The organism is Aliivibrio sp. S4MY1, assembly GCF_028765545.1.
GTDB lineage: Bacteria > Pseudomonadota > Gammaproteobacteria > Enterobacterales > Vibrionaceae > Aliivibrio.
Window position 1 is genome coordinate 22,206 of record NZ_JARACP010000015.1, and the last position, 22,142, is coordinate 44,347.

Genomic DNA, 22,142 nt, shown 5'->3' on the forward strand with positions numbered 1-22,142 from the left:
ACACAGTAGAATCTCAGATTTTCAACTGGCTTTTTGCTAACATTAATAGATACATTTCTTTTAAGGTGCTTCCATGATGGCAATCGTTAAAAAAACAAATACGTTAGTAATGCCGTTAATGTTATTGGCGACAATATCTCAAGCCAAGGCGGCTGATGAGTTAACTCAGTATCTTGAGAGTAATAATAGTGCGCTCACTTCTGTTTGTTCCACATCGGGTTATTTGCCTGATTCTTGCCCTATTGGAGAAGCACTTTGGGGTAATCAAGGTGCAAAATTAGCACAAGGTGAGAGTGAGTTTTGGATCCAATGTGGTGTATTTAGTAAACCACTTGGCGCCGAGAAGGTGAATCGAATTCAATCGAAAGTTGATGCGCCAATAAATATGAAAGAAGAAAGTAAAGGTAAGCGTTGTTTAATCGGGCCGTATAACAATTTTTCGGTCGCTAAAAAACAGCTAAAAGCATTACAAAAAGATCCACTATTTAGACAGGCAGCATTAAGAGAAGTCGCTCTTGCTTCGTTGCCTAAGATTGCGTTGAAAGTTGAAAAAAGTGAATTACCTAAAATAGCCGTTGAGCCAACACCTGATCCTGTTACTATTCGCAAACAAGTCATTATTAATGGCGAGCAATTTGCAGTGCCATTTATTCAGAGTGATGATTATGGTTTTTATATGGAAGATTCTCAACCTTGGCTGCGAGCAAGCTCAAAAGGCAGCCAAGAGGTTTGTCAGCGTATAGATATGAATTTAGTATCAAAAGAACAATGGCAAATATTGATTGATTCCAACATCATGAAAGAAGATAAATGGCCAATATTATTACCTTATTGGGGCGCTGATAATTTAGGCCTCTTTAAAGACGGTGCAACAAGAGAATTAAAAAATGCATCCATGTTGAATGTGATGTGTACGAAAAAAGCAGAGGATAAAGTCGTTGGAAATCCAATTTAAAGGTCGCTGGGACAGTAAGTCTCTGGCGGAAAATCTACAAGAAGCATTAGAAACATTAGAAGATGAGTTTGGGGTAAAAGCGCTATCAAATATAACGCTGAATATTTGTTTAGAAGATGAACATAAAGAAGAGTTAGCGTTATTAAGCCCAACAGGAAGAGCATTGGATTTTTTGGTTATTAATAATCCAAAAGACGTCAATGATGGTGAAAAGGCCCCTGTGTTGGAGTTTAAGCCTCGCGGTTAAACATGGTTTTTAACCGTTTGAGTTTGTAGATAAAAGAAACCCCAGCGTGCGCTGGGGTTTTTTATTATTACACTCTCGTAATAGTCATTTGCCCTTTACTGGGATAGTCATTTCTCAAATAAAGATTACACTTATCTCATCAAATCAAGTTAAGAATCTAATAAGGTAATCATTATGGCTGAACACAAGACTCCGCAATTTCAAGTTGGACAAACGTTTACAGATCACCCATTTCAAGAAGGTGATGGCGCAATGCTTGAGCTGTTCCGTAATGACTTACCAAACATGCTGTATGTTGGCTTAGGTAATATTACCGCCGACGAGCAAGCGATGTTAAGTCAAACTGGCGCGCAGCTAGGTTTGGTTTCTTCTGAGAAAGGCGGCTGTTTAGTCGTGGTTAGCTTTGGTGATTTAGCGTTTGAAATGCAATTAAACTCAGCAGCTATTCCTGACGATTACTTCACTCTGACTGAAGATAAAACATTGTCTGTTTCGATGATTGCAGTAGATACAACAACCAATTTGTTATGTGCGATTCGTGAATTTAAGCTACCTGAAGAGTTAAGCTGCCAGTTTATTGAAGTAACTAAAGCACAACGTGAGTTGGGTAATGTGGATGTGGTGAATATGGAAAATATGCAGTTAATTAATTCACTAACGCCTGAAGCGCTACAAGCAAGGATGGCGTTTCATCCACTACAAAGTGTGATCGCAGCCCCAACGTGTGGCTGTGGTCATCACCATCATCATGATCACTCGCATTAAATTTAAATAGGTAAACTAGGAAACTATTTAAAAGAGCGTGTGTCCTAATTGCACTCGTTCCTTATTATTTGTAGTTAACCGGTTGATGAAATCTACGTTTCACAGACATAAATTTTTTAGATGGCCCCTCATTCTCGTATGTTGGGTTATCTTTGTCTGTGCGGCAAATAATATTGGTTTCTTGAATTCATGTTCTTTGCCGTTAACTGATTCGGCGTCTACTTCTGTTCAGCAGGAATCAAAAGTAGATCAAGATAAAAACGGATTAAGTGATAAATGCGAATTATCAGATCATTTAGTCCATTTTGAACAACATCAAGTTGGCGAACATGCGCTGATTATGCAAATATTTACAGTCCTCCTAGTGATAGGATTGCTGTTATCTTTTAGTTATACCTCCTTATTTACAGAGCCAATTCTCCATAAAGGAAGGCGGCTTCACCTCAAGTTATGTGTTTTTAGAGAATAAATAATCGAATGTTTTTATCGACATTCGACGTATATTTATTTTTTAAAGGAAACACAAATGCAAAAATCAGTAATGACAGCACGTATAGTCCTTTTTGGGCTATTAGCGATGTTGTGCAGCGTATTTATATCCGTTGCTCAAGCAGAAACTCCGAATACTGGATGGCTTAAAAACCCAAATCATACCCCGATTGAAACTCGTTTTGTTCTTACAGGGCAAATCAATAAAGTTGATCAAACCGTTGCTGGATTCTTAGAAATTCGTCTTTCGGGCGATTGGAAAACCTATTGGAGAAGCCCTGGCGAAGGGGGAATAGCCCCTAGTATGGATTGGGATGACTCTCAAAATATCCGTAATATTGATTGGTATTGGCCTTACCCAAAACGTTTCGACCTACTTGGTATTGAAACCTTAGGTTATAAAGGAAGTGTTATTTTTCCGATGACGCTCCATATTGACGACCTCAATAAGCCAGTTACTTTTAAGGCTGATCTCACCTTGTCATCTTGTACCACTATCTGCGTACTGACTGACTATCCATTTGAACTGACGTTCACTCCTACCGATTTAACGCTTTCTAAAGAAGCGATGCACGTTTATGCCCAAGGGCTAAGTCAGGTTCCGAAAGAATCGGCATTGATCAGCGATGTGAAAACGGTGTGGGATGCGACAAAAATGCAGCTTCAGGTTACAGCAACCAAAAAAATGGGGTGGATTGCGCCTGATGTCTTGGTTGATGGCCCTTCCGATGAAATGCAGGATGATAATTTCTCCCGTCCAAAGATTGATGTGGATGGCGATAATATTACCGCAACTTTTGATGTGAGTAGTTGGATGGGTACCCCCGACCTAACCGGTGAAGATATCAGTGTTACCTTAAAAGATAAGGAATTCATTGCTGAACAACCTGCAAGTATTGCTGATGGAATGATCACAAGCAGTAATGGACTCCAATCCATCGTAAAAATGATTCTATTTGCTTTATTTGGAGGTTTACTTTTAAACGTAATGCCATGTGTATTCCCTGTACTGGGAATGAAGTTAAGTAGTGTTATTTCAGCTCAAGGCCTTGAGAAAAAACAGATTAAATTGCAGTTTTTAGCTTCTGCAAGTGGGATTATTTTCTCTTTTTGGCTTCTTGCCTCTTTCTTAGTTGTGCTCAAGTTATCGGGGAGTGCCATTGGGTGGGGGATTCAATTTCAGAGTGCGTGGTTTATTGGCATTATGGCTCTAATTACGGTGCTATTTGGTGCCAATATGCTGAGCTTATTTGAAATCCGATTATCATCAAATACAAATACTTGGATAGCATCAAAAGGGAATAACTCCTATTTTGGTCACTTTATTCAAGGAATGTTTGCCACCTTACTTTCTACTCCTTGCTCTGCGCCTTTCTTAGGTACAGCCGTTGCTTTTGCCTTAGCAACAAATATTCCAACCATGTATGGCATATTCACCGCGTTAGCGCTTGGTATGGCGTCTCCGTGGATATTGGTTGCTATCTTCCCATCTATAGCTCTTTCGTTACCAAAACCCGGACCATGGATGAGTAAGCTGAAATATCTCTTTGGTGGAATGATGTTAGTTACCAGTATTTGGTTGTTGAATTTACTTTCTAATCATCTACCCGAACTTTGGATTTATGGTATTGCAGTGATAGCGGGAGGCGTAATTTTACTGCGAACCGTTCAAATTCACAGTAAGAAAGCGGCGGGGTGGTTGAGTATTTTATTTGCGGTCGCGTTTAGTTTTGGCACGCTAATAGACAGTGTGACTTCAACTGATCTCCTTCCTGCTGAACCTCAATGGGTCCCCTTATCGAGTGAATCTATTCAGCAATATGTCGATGAAGGGAAAGTGGTATTTGTTGATGTTACCGCTGATTGGTGTGTGACCTGTAAGGCGAACAAAATCGGTGTGTTGCTTCAAGAGCCGGTTTATAGCGAGTTAAACAGCGCCAATATTATTCCTATGCAGGGAGATTGGACGGTTCCGAGTGAAAAAATTACGGCTTACCTACAAGAGCATGGACGATTTGGAGTGCCATTTAACGTGGTTTATGGCCCTAGTGCACCAAACGGCATCGAACTTCCGGTTATTTTGAATGAAAAAGTCGTTATGGATGCGATTAAAAAAGCGGGAAGTAAGCAGTAATGAGAAAGAAAATGAAACGTTGGGGTAAAGAGACACTTATTTATCTTGTTGTGATCATTGTTCTTAGCATTGCTGTTGATGCATGGAGAACCAAAGATATGCCAGTTAATACCGCCCCTGTTCTTGAGGGGATAAGTACTACCGGAGAGGTTATTGATGTCATTGCTATGAGTCAAAAGAAACCAGTCATCGTTTACTTTTGGGCGACGTGGTGTGCAGCGTGTCGATTTGTGACGCCAACGATTAATTGGTTCAGTGATTCTTATCAAGTTGTAGGAATAAGTACAAGTTCAGGAGAAGACAGAAGAGTATCTGGCTACATGGCATCTCATAATTATACCTTCACCAACATTAATGATACGTACGGTGATATTTCAAGAACGTGGGGTATTCGAGTAACCCCAACGATCGTCATTATCGATAAAGGCGAGATAAAAAATATCACCACGGGGATAACAACACCTCCGGGCTTACTTGCTCGCTTATCACTTATTTAACGAATAAATTTGGACAATGAATATGAACTTTAAAACGAAATTAATCACAACACTGGTAATGGCATGCTTATTTTCTCCTTTTGCTTCTGCAATGACTCAGTCGGAGAAAATTGAAGATATTAATGAGATGCTTAAAGGAAATCCTACGATTATTGATAGTCTTCATGAAAGTTTAGCGATGTATATTGTTCAACAAGGTAACTATCAAAAAACATTGGCGGATTATCATGATTATATGTACAACAACCCAGACCTTCCGTCGTTTGGTGCCAAAGAACCCAAGTTAACTATTGTGGTGTTAACTGATTTAAGTTGCCCGTGGTGTAAAAAATTAGATCCAGTTTTAATGAAACTGGTCGATGAGCATCCTGATGACCTTAAAGTTATAAACATTTATGTGCCACTTAAAGAGGGGTCAAATCCGACGAACTCGGCAACCTTTGCAATGAGAGTATGGAAGGAAAGCCCTGAGAAATTTAATAAGATCAATGAGACCTTATTAAGTAAACCGGGAATCCACAATATGCGCTCTATTATGAAGGTCGCTAAAGCAAATAGTGCAGAAAAATACGTATCAACTAATAATGAAGTGAAAGATATGGTGGCGAAGAACTACCAACTATTTATGGACTTAGGTGTGCGAGGGACACCTGCTATGTTGATCGATGGTCAACTTCTTCCGGGCTATTTACCTTATGAAAAATTAGCGCCAATGGTTGAAGCTAAAATCGCAGAAAAGTCGGGTAAGTAATGTCACTAACTGCTTAATCGAGTTAAACATGATTCAATAAAACAAAAACGCCGCCAGTATTAACTATTGGCGGCATTTTTATTGTTAAAACAGTCTAAAAATAGACTATCTCATAGTAACAAATTCTTCAGAACCTGTTGGGTGGATAGCAACAACTGCATCGAAATCAGCCTTAGTTGCGCCCATCTTCATTGCAACTGCAAAACCTTGGATCATTTCATCAACCGTGAAACCGATACCGTGTAGGCCAACAACTTTCTCGTCTTCGCCCGCACAAACCAGTTTCATCTTACAAGGTTGACGGTGCTTAGTTACCGCTGTGTACATCGCTGTGAAGCCTGATGTGTACACTTTTACGTTGTCTTTGCCATATTGCTCATCAGCTTCTTGTTCAGTAAGACCAATCGTGCCAATCGGTGGATGGCTAAATACAACAGTAGGAACTAATGAATAGTCCATTTTTGCGTTTGTTTGACCGTTGAATAGACGCTCAGACAATAAACGACCGGCTTTAACCGCGATAGGTGTTAACTCAATGCCGCCTTCCATAATGTCACCTACACAGTAGATGCCTTTCACGTTAGTCTCTTGGTATTCATCAACCTTGATGTAACCGCGATCGTTAGTAGCTACGCCTGTTTTTTCTAGGTTGATAGCGTCAGTCGCAGGGTGGCGACCAATTGCCCAAATTAGGGTATCAACGTTTTGTGTTTCACCATTTTCTAGGTGAAGCGTCAGGCTGCCATCCGCTTCTTTAACCACTTCTTTTGGTACAGAGTGAGTATGAAGTGTAGGGCCTTCTGTATTCATTACTTCAACTAGTGTCTCGATGATCATTGGGTCAAAGCTACGAAGAGGAGATTCTTTACGGCAGAATAGGTGAGTTTCAGTGCCTAGAGAGTGAAGAACGCCAGCGATTTCAACTGCGATGTAACCTGCACCAATAACAGCAACACGTTTTGGTTGCTCCATCAGTTCAAAGAAACCGTTTGAATCGATACCGTGCTCAGCACCTGGAATATTTGGGATTGATGGACGGCCGCCAACAGCAATAAGGATATGGTCGGCTGTGTAGTGTTCGCCATTCACTTCAACGGTTTTTGCATCAACAAACTTTGCAAAGCCTTTAATTACATTGATTTTATTGTTACCAAGAACGCGATCGTAAGATTCATGAATACGACCAATGTACGCTTGGCGGCTTTCAATCATTTTGCCCCAGTTGAATTTTTTCAGTTCAACATCAAAGCCATAATCTTCAGCGTATAAATTAATTGCTTCAGCAACTTGAGCGCCGTGCCACATCACTTTCTTAGGAACACAACCTACGTTTACACACGTGCCGCCTAGATCTTGCGCTTCAATAAGAGCAACTTTTGCGCCGTGCATAGCCGCACGGTTTGCTGATGCGATACCGCCAGAACCACCGCCGATACAGATATAATCAAAATGCGTAGCCATTACTTTCTCTCCAATAATTGGTATTAATTCTTTTTACATACTATGTATGAAATGCGACCAAATTTTTCTTTTTCAAGGTCTACGAGGTTCAAGAGCTATGAGAATTCAGATCGCTTCGCTTGCAGAGTTCAGAGGTGTTTGTTGAGAGTGAGCGCCTCCCGCTACCTATTCTGAACTCTTTAAGGGAGCTTGCGACCGATCTGAATTCTTAGATCTTATTCCGGAACAATCCACTCGACTTTAAAGTGACCTGTTGCTGGTGCAATTGCTTCTTTTAAGAAAGGCAAAATAGTGTTCATTTGGCTTTCTAATTTCCACGGTGGGTTAATGACGATCATGCCAGATGCTGTCATGCCACGCTCGTTAGTATCCGCAGAAACACCCAACTCAATTTGTAGAATGTTACGGATATCTAATTTTTTAAGCCCTTTAATCATATCGTCGATGTCACAACGATTAACCACTGGATACCAAATCGCATAAATGCCTGTTGCCCAACGCTTGTGGCTTTGGCCAATAGCGTTAACTACATCGTAATATTCTTTTGCAAGCTCATAAGGTGGGTCGATTAGGACTAATCCTCTGCGCTCTTTTGGTGGAAGGCTTGCTTTTAATCGTGCAAAGCCGTCTTCTTTATAAATAGACACTTGGCGATCACGATGAAACTCTTGCTCAAGCAGAGGGTGATCGGCAGGGTGAAGCTCGGTTAATACCATGCGGTCTTGACGACGCAGGTGAGCACGACCAACACGTGGTGAACCTGGGTAGTAACGCAGTTCTTCACCGTCGTTTAATTCAGTGATGGCATTTAGGTAGCTTGTGATCTCTTCAGGAAGATCAGTTTGTTCCCAAATACGTGCGATACCTTGCTTGTATTCGCCGGTTTTTTCAGACCATTCATGCGTTAAATCGTAGCGACCAACCCCAGAGTGGGTGTCGTGATAAACAAATGGCTTATCTTTTTGCGTTAATGAATCAAGGATAAGGCTTTGTACAATGTGTTTAACCACATCGGCATGGTTGCCTGCATGAAAACTGTGACGATAACTTAGCATGGATGAACTCTCACTATTGGAATCACATGATTATACCCAAGTTTATAGCTCAATGTGTGTACTCTTGCATCAGCCATTGAAATTTTATCCATTAAGCACCATCTTTAAGGGATAAGCCGATCCTAAAAACGAAAAATAGAAAAGGAATGAATATGTCTAATCCGTTACTTACCTTTACTGATTTACCGCTGTTTTCTCAAATTAAGCCTGAACACATTCAGCCAGCGGTAGAACAAGCCATTGCTGATTGTCGCGCTAAAGTAGAAGAAGTATTAGCCTCTGATGCAGAACCAAGTTGGGAGAGCATTATTATTCCTCTGGCAGAAACTGATGATCGCCTAAGTCGTATTTGGTCACCAGTGAGTCATTTGAATTCAGTGCAAAACAGTGAAGAATTACGCGAAGCGTATGAAGCGTGTTTACCTGCATTATCTGAGTACGGTACGTGGGTTGGTCAAAATAAAGGACTATACGAAGCGTATAAATCAATTAAAGAGAGCGAGGCGTTTGCAACTCTGTCTCAAGCTCAGCAAAAAACAATTGTCGATGAGCTGCGTGATTTTGAGTTATCAGGCATTGGATTACCGGCAGATCAACAAAAGCGCTACGGTGAGATCAGTAAACGAACTTCAGAATTAAGCTCAAACTTCAGCAATAATGTGCTTGATGCAACCATGGGTTGGTCAAAACACATTACTGATGAAGCTGAATTATCAGGTTTACCAGAATCAGCAATGGCAGCAGCAAAAGCAGCAGCCGAAGCAAAAGAGTTAGACGGTTGGTTACTAACACTAGAAATGCCCTCGTACATTCCGATCATGACTTATGCTGATAATAAACCACTGCGTCGTGAAATTTATGAAGCGTTCGTTACTCGTGCATCGGATCGCGGTCCAAATGCCGGTAAATGGGATAACACCGATTTAATTTCTGAAGAGTTGCAACTTCGTCATGAAGTATCACGTCTATTAGGTTTTGCTTCTTATAGTGAAAAGTCACTAGCAACCAAAATGGCGGAAAGCCCAACTCAAGTCCTTGGTTTCTTAAATGACTTAGCAGCGAAAGCGAAACCACAAGGCGAGCGTGAAGTACAAGAGCTAAAAGCCTTTGTAAAAGAAGAGTTTGATATTGATGAGTTAGATCTGTGGGATGTGACTTATTACTCTGAAAAGTTAAAACAAAAGCTGTACCAAATCTCTGATGAAGAGCTACGCCCTTACTTCCCTGAATCAAAAGCAGTATCTGGCCTATTTGAGGTCTTAAACCGTCTATTTGGTATGACAGTGGTTGAACGTGAAGGCGTTGACGTATGGCATGAATCAGTGCGTTTCTTTGATATCTTTGATTCTACCAATACATTGCGTGGTAGCTTCTACCTAGATTTATACGCGCGTGAGCACAAACGTGGTGGCGCATGGATGGACGAGTGTCGTGTGCGTCGTATTACTGAAAATGGTGAACTACAAACGCCAGTGGCGTACCTAACCTGTAACTTCAGTAAGCCTGTTGGTGGTAAGCCTGCATTGTTTACTCACGATGAAGTGGTTACTTTATTCCACGAATTTGGTCATGGTATTCATCACATGCTAACGCAAATTGATGTTGCGTCAGTGTCTGGTATCAATGGCGTGCCTTGGGATGCGGTTGAATTGCCAAGTCAGTTCTTAGAAAACTGGTGTTATGAAGAGGAAGCGTTGGCGTTTATCTCTGGTCACTATGAAACGGGTGAGCCGCTACCAAAAGAGATGCTAGATAAAATGCTTGCTGCGAAAAACTTCCAATCAGCGATGTTTATTTTGCGTCAACTAGAATTCGGCATGTTCGATTTCACGCTGCACACAAATTACGATCCTGATTTAGGTGCAAAAGTATTAGAAACGTTAGCTGAAGTAAAAGCGAAAGTGGCGGTATTACCAAGTGTTGAGTGGAACCGCTTCTCTCACAGCTTCGGTCATATTTTTGCGGGCGGTTACGGTGCGGGTTATTACAGCTACCTATGGGCAGAAGTATTATCAGCCGATGCGTTCTCTCGTTTTGAAGATGAAGGCATTTTTAATACAGAAACGGGGCAAAGTTTCTTGAATAACATTCTTGAAATGGGCGGCAGTGAAGAGCCAATGGAATTGTTCAAACGCTTCCGTGGTCGTGAGCCGCAAGTAGATGCAATGTTACGTCATGCAGGTATTGGTGCGTAATTAATATGCTTTCATAGGTGAAAATAGAAGGGCCTCAATATGATATTGAGGCCTTTTTTATAACATTAGATATTCAATGAGTACCATTATGTGTTGATGAATTACATACGAGCTTTAAAGATCGTTACGATTTCATCTAGGTTTGCTTTACGTGGATTAGTTAAAGAACACGCATCGTTTAAGGCATTTTGTGCCATGAATGCTAGTTTATCTTCAGTAACACCAAGATCAGCTAAGTGTTGTTTAGTTCCTACCTTTTCAGATAGTAAGTCAATGGCTTCAAGCGCTGCATTTACTGCATCGTCTTGAGTCATGTTAGCGACATCAACACCCATTGCTTTTGCTATATCAACGAAGCGTTCTGGTACTAATTTAGCGTTAAAACGAGATACTTCAGCTAATAGGATAGCATTACATAGACCGTGAGATAGGTCATAAACACCACCTAATTGGTGTGCCATTGAGTGAACATATCCTAGTGAAGCATTTGAGAATGCCATACCAGCAAGATATTCACCATATTGCATCGCATCACGAGCTTCGCGATTTTGACCATCATTTACTGCCGTTTCTAAATTATTAACAATCAATTCAATTGCTTTAATTGCTGATGCATCAGTAATTGGTGTTGCAGCAGTAGATACATAAGCTTCAATAGCGTGAGTTAATGCATCCATACCTGTTGTTGCAGTTAAGAACTTAGGCATTGCAACCATTAGTTCTGAGTCATTTACAGCAATGATTGGAGTGAAGTGTTTATCAACTACTGGGTATTTAGTCTCATCCTCTTGGTTAGTAATAATTGCAAAGACTGTCATTTCTGATGCAGTACCAGCAGTTGTATTAACCGTTACTAGTGGTAGTTGAGGTTTTTTCGATAAGTGTACACCTTTAGAGTAGTCACGAATGTGTCCACCGTTTGCAGCAACTAATGCAATACCTTTTGCTGTATCGTGAGATGAACCACCACCAAATGAGATAACAAAATCAGATTTGCTTTCAGCGAGTAGCTTAAGGCCATCTTCAATATTTTTTTCTGTTGGATTTGGTTGTACGCCATCGTAAATAGCGAAATCTAGATTGTGTGCTTTTAATTCGTCAGTCAGTTTACTTACTAAACCAACCTCGACTAATACACCATCAGTTACGATCAGTGCTTTTTTAAGCTCTTTTGACGCCAGTTCAGTTCCTAGTGATTGGATTGCATTAGGACCCATAAGTGTTACAGGTGGCATGTAAAATACATTACTCATAATATTTTTCCTTTCATAGTTATTAAATTTTTATCAGCCATAGGAGATTATCGTGAATAACGATACCCCTTGCGTCGGTATGAAATTCAGTCTATGCCTATCCAGAAAAGAGACAATAACCATTAATGGCAAAATACTATTACGAATTTGTAATAATATGATCTGTTCTTATATTGAAGTAAGAAATGTGAAAAATATTAATGTTTGTTAGTTTTGTCTTTTATCTTATTGATATTTAAGGGCTGTTTGTTTTGTGGCGATTTCTGAGTGATGAGAGCTATGGAGGTGGTTAAAGTCTCTGGGATATTTATAAATTATGGTGTATTTAGGTGGGTGTGAGGGTTGTTTTATTTTTTAAGCTCCTTTGTATGAGTAAAGGAGCTTGTTGTTGAGAGGTTTTTTAAACCCACTCAATCTCTTCATCTGCGTGCTTCTGGCACTCTTCTTTTACCATTTCGATAAATTCCATACCTGTTTTAGAGCATGTCCATTTCTCATCGGTATAAGCAAAGTGGAAGCCACCAGATTTTGATGCTAACCAAATTTCGTGCATTGGTTCTTGTTTGTTAATTACGATTTGGCTGCGGTTTTCAAACTCTAGTGTTAATACGTTTCCAGTAATAACCGGTTCAATATCAGCACCAGAATCATCGATCATATCTTCGATTAATTGCAGTTTTTCATCGACTAGTTCGTGAAATTCAGTGTTATTCATCTTGTTTATCCTATTGCTTTTCTTGGCTGTGGTGCGATTATAGAGAGCATAACCAGATATTAACACTAATGGTAAAATCTTATGCAAAAAAGAGTGATGGCGTTAATGCTATTGAGTGCCTTAACATTGGCTGGCTGTGGTCAAACAGGGGCGTTATACATGCCAGCAGATGACGCACCAAAAACAAAAGTAGCAGAATAATTTATTTGTAGTCAGTGTATTTGAATCATCACTGGCTAATAAACACTGAACTAGACAAGGAAGATGACATTGGATTATTTCAATTATAAGGATGATGGACAACTTTGGGCTGAAGAGTTACCCGTTGCACAATTAGCTAAACAGTATGGCACGCCATTGTATGTGTATTCTCGTGCGACATTAGAGCGTCACTGGAATGCGTTTGATAGTTCTGTGGGTGAACAACCTCACCTTGTGTGTTATGCCGTTAAAGCAAACTCAAATATTGGTGTGTTGAATGCACTTGCCCGTCTAGGCTCAGGTTTTGATATTGTCTCTCAAGGTGAGCTTGAGCGCGTTGTGGCAGCCGGTGGCGACCCAACTAAAGTCGTCTTCTCTGGCGTTGGAAAAACTGCCGTTGAAATGCGTCGAGCGTTAGAGCTTAATATTAAATGTTTTAATGTGGAATCAGAGCCAGAGCTTGAGCGCTTAAATGCGGTTGCTGCTGAGATGGGGGTTATAGCGCCTATTTCCTTACGTATTAACCCCGATGTGGATGCAAAAACACACCCGTATATCTCAACAGGTTTGCGTGATAATAAATTTGGTATCGCGTTTGATCGCGCACCTGAAGTATATAAATTTGCACAAACTTTATCGAATCTAGATATTCAAGGTATTGATTGCCATATTGGTTCTCAGCTGACTGACATTGCCCCATTTATCGACGCAACCGATCGTCTACTTACCTTAATTGATGATTTAAAAGCGCAAGGTGTCAATATTCGCCATCTTGATGTGGGTGGTGGCTTAGGTGTGGTTTATCGTGATGAGTTACCGCCGCAGCCATCAGAGTACGCAACCGCATTGTTAAGTCGTTTAGCGGGTCGTGAAGATCTTGAGCTGATTTTTGAACCGGGTCGTGCCATTGCTGCAAATGCCGGTATTTTAGTGACTAAAGTTGAGTTCCTAAAACATACAGAACATAAAAACTTTGCCATTATTGATGCCGCAATGAATGACTTAATGCGCCCAGCGTTATATCAAGCGTGGCAAGATATTGTGCCGGTAACGCCTCGTGAAGGAGAAGCTCAAAGTTACGATTTAGTTGGCCCTATTTGCGAAACCGGTGATTTCTTAGGTAAAGACCGTGACTTAGTTCTCGAAGCGGATGACTTACTTGCCGTTCGTTCGTCTGGAGCCTATGGTTTTGTTATGTCATCAAACTATAATACGCGTACGCGAGCAGCAGAAATTATGGTGGATGGCGAGCAAGTACATCTTGTTCGTAAAAGAGAAGAGTTAAACTCACTCTGGGAGCTAGAATCCATCTTACCGAATTAACTTAGATTTAAAGAGCAGGGAACCTAAGGCGACTTGCTCTTTTGCTATTCAACCTAAAAGAAAAAATAAGAAGAACAACTATGCACTTTCATTTTTCTAAAATGCACGGGCTAGGCAATGACTTTATGGTTGTTGATTGCTTAACTCAAAATATTTTCTTTTCGCCAGATCTGATCCGTCGCTTAGCCGACCGTAACCGTGGTATTGGTTTTGATCAGCTCTTGGTGGTTGAAGCCCCTTATGATCCAGAAACTGATTTCCATTACCGAATTTTTAATGCGGATGGCACTGAAGTAGAACAGTGTGGCAATGGTGCGCGTTGTTTTGCTCGTTTTGTACGAATGAAAGGCTTAACTAATAAAATCAGTATTTCGGTCAGTACCAAAAAAGGCAAGATGACCTTAAAAGTTGAAGATGATGATCAAATTACGGTAAACATGGGTGAACCAGTATTTGAACCAAATAAAATCCCTTTTAAAGCGACTCAAGCTGAAAAAACTTACTTATTACGCGCCGATGATAAAACGCTTTTTTGCGGTGCAGTAAGCATGGGTAATCCACATTGCGTCACCGTAGTGGATAATGTCGATAATTACGATGTTGATAAATACGGCCCATTAGTTGAAGGTCATGAACGCTTCCCTGAGCGTGTTAATGCAGGCTTTATGGAAATTGTCTCACCAAATGAGGTAAAGCTGCGCGTTTATGAGCGTGGTGCTGGCGAAACTCAAGCGTGTGGAAGTGGTGCGTGTGGCGCGGTTGCTATCGGTATCATGCAAGAATTATTAGCTGAAGAGGTTAACGTCTCTCTGCCTGGTGGTGATTTGCAGATCTCATGGAAAGGCCCTGGTTATCCGTTGTTTATGACAGGCCCTGCAACCCATGTTTATGATGGCCAATTATCAATATGAATAAAGTGACATCAATAGAGCCGCAGCCAACACAAATAACGGAAGATGTTGTGGCTCAATTTTTAATGGACCACCCTGATTTTTTTCAGCAATATCCAGAGTTACTTGGACGAATTAAAGTCGATATGCCTGAACGAGGCGTGGTTTCTTTAGTTGAAGTACAAGTCAGTAAATTGCGTGATCGCATTGGTGATTTAGAGGAAGAAATCACTCAACTAATGTCATTGGCCGCAAAAAACGATCGTCTATTTCATGATTTTGCGAATGTACAAAAACAATTACTGATGTGCGAAGATTTTTCTCAAGCAGCGAAAGTGATTGAGCAAAAAGCTCAATCTCTTAATTTAACTGCGCACATAAAGATCATTGGTCATTCTCATCCTAAATACCATATCGAGAAAATGGCACTCGATAATTTCAGTAAAAAGTTTTTGAATGGGCACTCTGCTTACTTAGGGCGTTTACGTCAAGCAGAGCGTGATAAGTTACTGGTTTATGGTGGGCTTAATCATTCAAGTACCGAACTTGGTTCATTTGCTGTTCTTCCATTAGGACAATCGACGCCAATGGGGATTATTGCGTTTGCTAGCCATGATGGCGGTCACTTTGAACCAAATATGGACACGTTGTTTTTAGAGCAACTGGTTAGTGTGTTTCATTATTTATTAACGCAATGGTTGAAATCTTCTCATGAGTGATGTATTACCTGCTCAATACTCCAAACATCTTGATGTCTTCTATGAGTTCTTACGTAACGAAAAAGGCTTAAGCATTTACACCCAACGCAGTTATAAACGCCAACTTACCACGATTGCTGAGCAATTGATTGAGCTGGGCGTTGAATCTTGGCAAGAGGTTGATGCGGGCTGGGTGCGTCAAATTACCAGTAAAGGTATGCGTGAGGGGCTAAAAGCGAGTAGCTTATCCACTCGATTATCTTCACTACGCAGTTTTTTTGATTTTTTGGTATTACGTAATGTATTAACCGCTAACCCTGCGAAAGGGGTGTCAGCACCCCGTAAGTCACGCCCATTACCAAAAAATATCGATGTTGATGAAATGGGGCAATTGCTCGAAGTAAATGAGGATGACCCATTATCGATTCGAGATCGTGCCATGATGGAATTGATGTATGGTGCAGGTTTACGTTTGGCTGAATTAGTGGGTATTGATGTTCGTGACATTCAATTACGCCAAGGTGAATTGCGAGTGATTGGTAAAGGGAATAAAGAACGTAAAGTTCCTTTTTCGGGTCAGGCGAAAGAGTGGTTAGGGCATTGGTTGCAAGTTCGAAATCAACTCGCTAAACCAGAAGAAACCGGATTATTTGTTTCTAAATTGGGTGTTCGTATTTCGCATCGAAATGTGCAAAAGCGAATGGCTGAGTGGGGAATGAAACAAGGAGTCAATAGTCATATTAGCCCGCATAAATTACGTCACTCATTTGCGACACACATGCTGGAGTCGAGTGGTAATTTACGTGCTGTTCAAGAGTTACTTGGGCATGAAAATATTTCTACTACGCAAATTTATACCCATTTAGATTTTCAACACCTTGCTCAAGCGTACGACCAAGCGCATCCAAGAGCAAAGAAAAAATAAATAGTAGTTAACTACTTGGCCTATGATAGGCCAAGTGATCTGTATGCTTATTTTAATAGTAGGTTTTCTAAGTAATGAGCAACCGCTTCATCTGCAGATGAGCCAATAACTTCATTATTTGGCAGGGCTTTTTTCACTTTTTCATGCGATGTTCCCATCACAATCCCTTTGCCAGCCATGCTTAACATTTCGTAATCGTTCATGCCATCACCAAAAGCGATGCAGTTCTCTAACGTTTTACCAAGTAACTTAGCAACCGCTTCTAATGCGGCACCTTTAGAGACTTCAGCGGCCATTACTTCTAAACACCAAGGCGTAGAAAAAGCCACCATTAACTCATCACCAAATTGTGCTTTTAGCTTAGTCTCATATTCTACCAAGTAGTCATGCTCTGGCATGGTCACAAAGATTTTTGCGATATTCTCAACAGGGGGGGTATTTGCATCAAATAAGGTGTAAGTGAATCCATTATCATGAAAATCTTTTAGGCTTTCGTCTTCTTTATGCATAAACCATTTATCGTCTGAGTACATATGAATAGATAAAGATTCATCGTCTTTTAATAGATTTAGTACTTGTGGGATAAAAGTTTCAGGAAGATTTTTACTGTAAATAAGATTGTCATCGGCATCATGAACACGAGCGCCGTTAGAAGTGATCATGTAAGCCGGGATGCCGACATCTTTACGAATATTACCGACATCAATGTGGTGACGACCTGTTGCAAAAATAAAAGTAAGGTCTTGTTGGTGCAGTTTATTTAGTGTTTTTTTAGTAAAGTCTGCAATTTTATGCTCAGGTGTAAGTAGTGTGCCGTCAAGATCAGATGCAACGATAGTAATCATAAAGCCTCAGGAATAAAGAATAGATTCAAAAATAACTGAGTTCAGTTTACGTCACTTTATAAAGAAAAAAGAGGGTAAAGATAACAATATTGCTTTTCCTCTTTTTACTTTAGCTAGGCATCACACTTCTAATGGCGATCTATGTTGCTGAAAGAAGTTGAGAATATTTGAGAGCGCTTGATTTCGGCAAACATCAGATTCAAAAAGCAGTTCGTGTTTTGCATTTTTAATGGTGATTAATTGGCAATCGGGGGCATTTTTTTGAAAAGTAGTATGCGCATTATTATCCACAATACGGTCGTTTTCTCCCTGAAGTAATAACACAGGAGCAGAGCAAGAAGCGGCTTGTTCTACGCAGAGTTTTGAGCCTTTTAAACTTTGATTTACCCAGTGATTACTTGGGCCACCTATCTGAAGCTCGGGTTTTAGATCGTATAACTCACGGAACCATTGATAGCGAATTTCACAGGAGGTTAATGTGTTATCTAAAAAGGGTTTTGCATGATAGGGAGCTTGCCCTAAAGCATAAGAGGGTTGTGAGGCCCAGCGACTTAAATAACGACTTATAGGACCCGCAATGGGTTTTAACCAAGGTTGAATATGAATACCGTGCATTGGTGCGCTTAATGCTACTGCTGAATATGGGTGTGAATGAGTTTCCACATATTGAGTTGCAATTGCCCCTCCCATAGAGTGCCCAAGTAAATAGCAATCTTGGTAATCTTCAGGCGCAATTAAGTGCTGAGTCATGCTGTTTAGGTCAAGAATGTAATCATTAAACTCTTCAATATGACCGATATCGCGATTGGTAGTCAGTCGATCTGAAAGTCCCTGCCCACGGTGATCAAAGGAATAAATATCATAACCTTGGCAAAATAGGTCATAAAACAGTTCTTGGTATTTATAAACACTTTCAATACGACCATTAACCACCATGATGGCTTTACGGTTCGCAGGGCTAGTAAAACTCACCCAATGCAGTTGCGTCTCTTTTTCGCCTTGATAAAAACCGTGCTGACGTCTTTCCCAAAATGGTGTGACGTGCTTTTGCATTGTTTCAAGATAATGCGATTCTTGAGTAAAGGCGATTTTGTTCATTGGGCTCACTACATGGCTGTAAATGGTGGGTTGATATTATTATATACTAAGTTCCCTTGAGGAGGAGAAATGGGCACCTTACCCTTCTATTATTATTTAATAAAAAGAGTGAATTTTCTTATTCGCTATCTTACTCATTTATTTTATCTTGTCATAATCACATATTCTGTCTATTTCTTGGGTGTTAATTAACCAAATGTATGTTTTTTCTTATGCTATTGGATTATCATGCGTATAAATAAACTTACCATTTGTCGTTCTTTTTCTTAAGAATATGATGATTGTGCCGATAATAATCTTTATGACATTTGTACTTGTAATAGGATATTGCTTTTAAGTTATGTATGCATACGTTGCCCGACAACCGATCCTGAGTCGGAAGAAACAAACGATAGGCTACGAACTACTTTTCCGTGACGGTGAAAGTAATGCGTTTCCTAATATAGAAGCAAATCAAGCAACGAGTCGGCTGCTAGTTGAAAACTTTATGTCGACAGGTTGTAACCCTGCGCTAGAATCTCCTCGTAGTTTTATAAATTTCCCCCAAGAGTCATTAATATCTTTGGTTCCAACGGCATTCCCTAAAAAGAAGATTGTCATTGAGGTTCTTGAAACCTGCATTCCTAATGATGAGTTATTTAGTGCGATTAAGCATTTGCACAGAATGGGGTATGTGATTGCGCTTGATGACTTTAGTTTGGATGCCGTTTGGGATCGATTTTTACCCTATTCACACATCGTTAAGTTAGACATTATGCAATTAGGTATTGATGTGGCATGTGAATACGTTAAACAACGTAAGCAGCAGGGATGTAAGCGACATTATTTAGCAGAAAGAGTTGAGACTAATGATGAGTTTCAACAGGCCTTTGAAGCTGGTTTCCATTTTTATCAGGGCTACTTTTTTAGTAAACCGGAGATCATAAAAAACCGAGTTGTAAAACCAGAAGAACTTCTTACGATGCAGCTATATCAAGAAGTGTGTCGTGAAAACGTGGATTTTTCTCGAATAGAGCAGTTGATTGCACAAGACGTCTCTTTATCTTATCAGTTATTGAAGTTTGTAAATACAGCATCGGTACGACTTGAAAATCCCATTTCATCATTTAAGCAAGCATTAGTTTATCTTGGTGAAGAGCAAATAAAAATGTTTGTGACTTTAATTGCTACTGCACATGCAGCGATCAATAAGCCCAAGGAGTTGTATAAACAATCTTTAGTGAAAGGGCGTTTTTGTGAGTTGATGATTTGCCGTATTCAAAATGGCACTCCAGGACAGCAAGCATTTATTGTTGGATTATTTTCTTTACTTGATGTTTTACTCGATCGTAAAATTGATGAGGTTTTAGAGCAGTTATCATTAGATCGAGAAATAGAACAAGCTATCCTGCTCAGAGAAGGCTTATTGGGTTCCATGCTAGAACTGTATGAAAGTATTGATAAAGGAGACTGGAAAAGTATTGACCAAACCAGTCGACTGCTTGGGTTCTCTCCAAAAACGGTAGAGAAAACGTATCAAGATGCAGAGAAGTGGTATCAAATGATCTTATGTCAATCTAACTAGCCATAGAATTTAAGCTAGAATAAAAAGCCCCATTAAGTGCATCGCTTATTATCGTAAGGTCAGTATTTGATGGGGCTTTTTATTGTCAGAAATACTGATTGTAATTACTGACAATAGTTGATGATATAGACTTCTTCAGAGAACAGCTTTTGTTTTATTTGGTGACATTCTTGAGTAATGGAAGTGATGGCTTCGCCTTGCTCTGGGTTAACCAAGTCGTAATCACCTTCAATATTGTAATTAAAGCCCTCTCCAATAATCGTAATGGGTTCAATAGAAATACGCCCACGGTTGGCGGTTACTGTTATTGGGTCAACGTGTATTGGGTATTGCGCAATAAGTTCTTTTTTCTTAGTTCTATCGGTTGTTATTGTTGATGTGTTAGGGCGTTCGTTATCCGGAATCAATCCTAATTTATATTGCCACAGTTCTTGAGCTGTTTTGGTGGTAGTCATGTCTCTTGGAGTCATGTTTAGTTCACCATTAAAGCTATAGTTAAAGCTGTCTTGATTTGCTGCTAACCCATTACCGTTAAAAGTAAACTCAGTAATACCATCAATAGGAATAGGGTTTGGAAAGAAACGACTTAGGTAGCTGATAGGCAATCCATCACCATAAGCCTCAAACTGCCAAGGTTGGCTATCCTGAGTTAAGTGAATGCTGCCATTAAAACCAACAAGCCCTTCAGATAAAGGCAGCAGTGCTCGCTCTACTGTCCACAAACCATCTTCGGTTTTCATTTCTACTAATAATTGTTGGCTTAATAGATAATTAAAACTCGCATTAGAGGCGCTCATCGAAAGTGTGCCATCCCATAATCCCCATTGCTCTAAGCGCAGTAAATCGAGGTCATGACCTTCCATATTTACCCCTGATAATTGATATGGGTACTGACCATTCAATTGAATTAATTGAGTATTATTAACATCTAGTTTGGCTATTTTTACTTGCTCTAATTGATTTACGTATTGAGTTAACACTCTCGCTTCTTCATTAGTTATGGCCCATTTGACTTGGTCAATACTCAACGAATTTAAATTTATGCTCGTTGGTGATAGTTTGCCAGTAAGTTGAATGTGACCATCAAAAATTTCGAATGAAAGCGTCGATATATCTGCTTTTTGACCATTAAGCGTTAAGCTAAAAATGGGGTTATTAATAGTATGTTCATTCCAGACCAAATTGTCGGAATTAAACGATATATTTGCGTTATTTTGCTGCCATAAATGGTAAGGAAGCAGTACGTTTTCAGCAGATAAACTTAAGTTATTAACCACAAATTGTGGTAGTTCAATATTGATATCTAACAGATCAATACGTTCAAATTGATAAGTGAAATTGTGTTGAGATAGCCATTCGATTGGCTTGTTAATAATGTCCGCATTACTTGATTCTAAATTAAATTTACGCAATGTGAATTGTGGAATAACCCATAATTTATTTTCTTTAAGCTCTGCTTGTGCGGTAATTGTACTGCCGCGCCAAGTAAGAGAAATACCATGAAGAGCGGTGTAGTGTTGAGTGTAATAGCCATCAACTAATACCTCATCTAGGGCCTCACCCTGCCAATACAGTTGTTTGGCCGAGAATTGAAAATCGCCCTCAAAAGGTAACGAACTTTCTTTTTGTATTGCCCAATTTTCTAATTGAATTTGAGCATCACGCAGCACTATGTCGTCATTGGCAAAATCTAAATTTGAAACACTAAATTGATCAATAGAAATCCAATCGATACTTTGTGTATCAGGCAGTCCTTTTTGTAGACTAAGACCATCGACTTTGATGCTATCAAACGCTAATTTATTATTTTGAATTGGGTACTGAGAGAGCCAAAAATCGACGGTTTGAATGTTTAATTCACTCTCGGTTTGAATAGCAACATCTGAAAGAGTTAGGTGTAAAGGTGATTGGATTGAGTAATGAATATCTCCAAATGAGATCTTTTGATGCGTCAGTTTTTGCACCAATGGATTTAGCATTGGTTGTGCGTAAGGTGTATGTAAAAGGGATAAAAATGCGACCACAAATAGCAGGCAAAAAGAGATAAGCCAACCAAGGCTTTTCAGTGTGGTATACATTGT

General features: G+C 39.9%; 20 protein-coding genes. 13 read left to right on the forward strand and 7 right to left on the reverse strand.

What is annotated here, in order from left to right; all coding sequences use genetic code 11:
• The first annotated feature begins 73 nt into the window (after positions 1–73).
• The 6 genes from PVK71_RS15855 to PVK71_RS15880 all read left to right on the forward strand — a co-directional run bounded on the left by PVK71_RS15855 (position 74) and on the right by PVK71_RS15880 (position 5,838).
• Positions 74–955 carry an SPOR domain-containing protein gene (locus PVK71_RS15855; protein WP_274419879.1) on the forward strand — a complete coding sequence of 294 codons (882 nt, stop codon included), beginning with the start codon at positions 74–76 and terminating at the stop codon, positions 953–955.
• Positions 939–1,202, forward strand: a complete 264-nt coding sequence (locus PVK71_RS15860; RefSeq protein ID WP_151655712.1) for a hypothetical protein — start codon at positions 939–941, stop codon at positions 1,200–1,202. The genes PVK71_RS15855 and PVK71_RS15860 overlap by 17 nt, the downstream gene beginning before the upstream one ends.
• 174 nt (positions 1,203–1,376) lie before the next feature.
• Positions 1,377–1,967 carry a hypothetical protein gene (locus tag PVK71_RS15865; RefSeq protein WP_274419882.1) on the forward strand — a complete coding sequence of 197 codons (591 nt, stop codon included), beginning with the start codon at positions 1,377–1,379 and terminating at the stop codon, positions 1,965–1,967.
• Positions 1,968–2,493: 526 nt separating this feature from the next.
• Complete coding sequence (locus tag PVK71_RS15870; protein WP_274419885.1) at positions 2,494–4,590, forward strand: protein-disulfide reductase DsbD family protein; 2,097 nt, start codon at positions 2,494–2,496, stop codon at positions 4,588–4,590.
• Positions 4,590–5,087 carry a protein disulfide oxidoreductase gene (locus PVK71_RS15875; RefSeq protein ID WP_060994030.1) on the forward strand — a complete coding sequence of 166 codons (498 nt, stop codon included), beginning with the start codon at positions 4,590–4,592 and terminating at the stop codon, positions 5,085–5,087. The genes PVK71_RS15870 and PVK71_RS15875 overlap by 1 nt, the downstream gene beginning before the upstream one ends.
• A 22-nt stretch (positions 5,088–5,109) precedes the next feature.
• Entirely contained in the window at positions 5,110–5,838 is a 729-nt protein-coding gene (locus PVK71_RS15880) for a DsbA family protein (RefSeq protein WP_274419888.1), read from the forward strand.
• 105 nt (positions 5,839–5,943) lie between these two features.
• Here the strand turns inward: PVK71_RS15880 and gorA are convergent, their stop codons facing one another.
• Entirely contained in the window at positions 5,944–7,299 is a 1,356-nt protein-coding gene (gorA, locus tag PVK71_RS15885; protein WP_274419890.1) for a glutathione-disulfide reductase, read from the reverse strand.
• 215 nt (positions 7,300–7,514) lie between these two features.
• Entirely contained in the window at positions 7,515–8,354 is an 840-nt protein-coding gene (locus PVK71_RS15890) for a 23S rRNA (adenine(2030)-N(6))-methyltransferase RlmJ (RefSeq protein WP_061005491.1), read from the reverse strand.
• A 152-nt stretch (positions 8,355–8,506) separates the two neighbouring features.
• Between PVK71_RS15890 and prlC the strand changes: the two genes are divergently transcribed.
• Positions 8,507–10,549, forward strand: a complete 2,043-nt coding sequence (gene prlC / locus PVK71_RS15895) for an oligopeptidase A (RefSeq protein WP_274419894.1) — start codon at positions 8,507–8,509, stop codon at positions 10,547–10,549.
• 101 nt (positions 10,550–10,650) lie between these two features.
• Here the strand turns inward: prlC and PVK71_RS15900 are convergent, their stop codons facing one another.
• Together PVK71_RS15900 and cyaY are read right to left on the reverse strand one after the other, a co-directional pair.
• On the reverse strand, positions 10,651–11,802 hold the full coding sequence (locus PVK71_RS15900; protein WP_274419897.1) for an iron-containing alcohol dehydrogenase: 1,152 nt from the start codon (positions 11,800–11,802) through the stop codon (positions 10,651–10,653).
• A gap of 400 nt (positions 11,803–12,202) precedes the next feature.
• Positions 12,203–12,517 carry an iron donor protein CyaY gene (gene cyaY, locus PVK71_RS15905; protein WP_274419899.1) on the reverse strand — a complete coding sequence of 105 codons (315 nt, stop codon included), beginning with the start codon at positions 12,515–12,517 and terminating at the stop codon, positions 12,203–12,205.
• Between the two features lie 81 nt (positions 12,518–12,598).
• On the opposite strand from cyaY, the gene lptM reads away from it, so the two are divergent.
• From lptM to xerC, 5 genes are all read left to right on the forward strand, one after another.
• Entirely contained in the window at positions 12,599–12,718 is a 120-nt protein-coding gene (lptM, locus tag PVK71_RS15910; RefSeq protein ID WP_274419901.1) for an LPS translocon maturation chaperone LptM, read from the forward strand.
• Between the two features lie 69 nt (positions 12,719–12,787).
• Entirely contained in the window at positions 12,788–14,041 is a 1,254-nt protein-coding gene (lysA, locus tag PVK71_RS15915) for a diaminopimelate decarboxylase (protein ID WP_274419904.1), read from the forward strand.
• Positions 14,042–14,121: 80 nt separating this feature from the next.
• On the forward strand, positions 14,122–14,952 hold the full coding sequence (dapF, locus tag PVK71_RS15920; RefSeq protein WP_274419906.1) for a diaminopimelate epimerase: 831 nt from the start codon (positions 14,122–14,124) through the stop codon (positions 14,950–14,952).
• On the forward strand, positions 14,949–15,650 hold the full coding sequence (locus PVK71_RS15925) for a DUF484 family protein (protein WP_274419908.1): 702 nt from the start codon (positions 14,949–14,951) through the stop codon (positions 15,648–15,650). The genes dapF and PVK71_RS15925 overlap by 4 nt, the downstream gene beginning before the upstream one ends.
• On the forward strand, positions 15,643–16,554 hold the full coding sequence (gene xerC / locus PVK71_RS15930) for a tyrosine recombinase XerC (protein ID WP_274419909.1): 912 nt from the start codon (positions 15,643–15,645) through the stop codon (positions 16,552–16,554). Before PVK71_RS15925 ends, xerC begins: the two co-directional genes overlap by 8 nt.
• A gap of 47 nt (positions 16,555–16,601) precedes the next feature.
• Here xerC and PVK71_RS15935 read toward each other — a convergent pair whose 3' ends face one another.
• A complete protein-coding gene (locus PVK71_RS15935; protein ID WP_274419911.1) occupies positions 16,602–17,399 on the reverse strand; it encodes a Cof-type HAD-IIB family hydrolase in 798 nt (265 codons plus the stop codon).
• Between the two features lie 120 nt (positions 17,400–17,519).
• Positions 17,520–18,497: an alpha/beta fold hydrolase gene (locus tag PVK71_RS15940; protein ID WP_274419914.1), complete on the reverse strand. Its 978-nt coding sequence runs from the start codon at positions 18,495–18,497 to the stop codon at positions 17,520–17,522.
• 340 nt (positions 18,498–18,837) lie between these two features.
• Here PVK71_RS15940 and PVK71_RS15945 point away from each other — a divergent pair, with 340 nt between their 5' ends.
• Positions 18,838–20,061, forward strand: a complete 1,224-nt coding sequence (locus PVK71_RS15945) for an EAL and HDOD domain-containing protein (RefSeq protein WP_274419916.1) — start codon at positions 18,838–18,840, stop codon at positions 20,059–20,061.
• A gap of 104 nt (positions 20,062–20,165) precedes the next feature.
• Here the strand turns inward: PVK71_RS15945 and PVK71_RS15950 are convergent, their stop codons facing one another.
• Positions 20,166–22,139, reverse strand: a complete 1,974-nt coding sequence (locus PVK71_RS15950) for an AsmA family protein (protein ID WP_274419918.1) — start codon at positions 22,137–22,139, stop codon at positions 20,166–20,168.
• Positions 22,140–22,142: the final 3 nt, after the last annotated feature.